The sequence below is a fragment of the Staphylococcus sp. HMSC067F07 genome (assembly GCF_001837405.1).
GTDB classification, from domain to species: domain Bacteria; phylum Bacillota; class Bacilli; order Staphylococcales; family Staphylococcaceae; genus Staphylococcus; species Staphylococcus capitis.
This window is the reverse complement of the sequence record NZ_KV832213.1, coordinates 1-773: the sequence shown is the minus strand read 5'-3', so window position 1 is coordinate 773 and position 773 is coordinate 1. Positions and strand designations below refer to the sequence as shown.

Annotated in this window: 1 protein-coding gene; it reads right to left on the bottom strand. The window is 33.6% G+C overall.

Annotation, left to right across the window (positions count from 1 at the left end; genetic code table 11):
* Positions 1-42 precede the first annotated feature (42 nt).
* The gene (locus tag HMPREF2706_RS01610) at positions 43-717 is read right to left on the bottom strand and encodes an IS6-like element IS257 family transposase (RefSeq protein ID WP_048787266.1); all 675 of its coding nucleotides are present in this window, start codon (positions 715-717) and stop codon (positions 43-45) included.
* Between the last annotated feature and the right edge of the window lie 56 nt (positions 718-773).

Below are 773 nucleotides of genomic sequence, written 5' to 3'. Positions count from 1 at the left end.
AAAAAATATAGCTAACCACTAATTTATCATGTCAGTGTTCGCTTAACTTGCTAGCATGATGCTAATTTCGTGGCATGGCGAAAATCCGTAGATCTGAAGAGACCTGCGGTTCTTTTTATATAGAGCGTAAATACATTCAATACCTTTTAAAGTATTCTTTGCCGTATTGATACTTTGATATCTTGTCTTTCTTACTTTAATATGACGGTGATCTTGCTCAATGAGGTTATTCAGATATTTCGATGTACAATGACAGTCAGGTTTAAGTTTAAAAGCTTTAATTACTTTAGCCATTGCTACCTTCGTTGAAGGTGCCTGATCTGTAATTACCTTTTGAGGTTTACCAAATTGTTTAATGAGACGTTTGATAAACGCATATGCTGAATGATTATCTCGTTGCTTACGCAACCAAATATCTAATGTATGTCCCTCTGCATCAATGGCACGATATAAATAGCTCCATTTTCCTTTTATTTTGATGTACGTCTCATCAATACGCCATTTGTAATAAGCTTTTTTATGCTTTTTCTTCCAAATTTGATATAAAATTGGGGCATATTCTTGAACCCAACGGTAGACCGTTGAATGATGAACGTTTACACCACGTTCACTTAATATTTCAGATATATCACGATAACTCAATGCATATCTTAGATAGTAGCCAACGGCTACAGTGATAACATCCTTGTTAAATTGTTTATATCTGAAATAGTTCATACAGAAGACTCCTTTTTGTTAAAATTATACTATAAATTCAACTTTGCAACAGAACC

Excerpts from the sequence above, each read along its gene's own strand:
- HMPREF2706_RS01610 (WP_048787266.1), bottom strand. The coding sequence starts at position 717 with ATGAACTATTTCAGATATAAACAATTTAACAAGGATGTTATCACTGTA.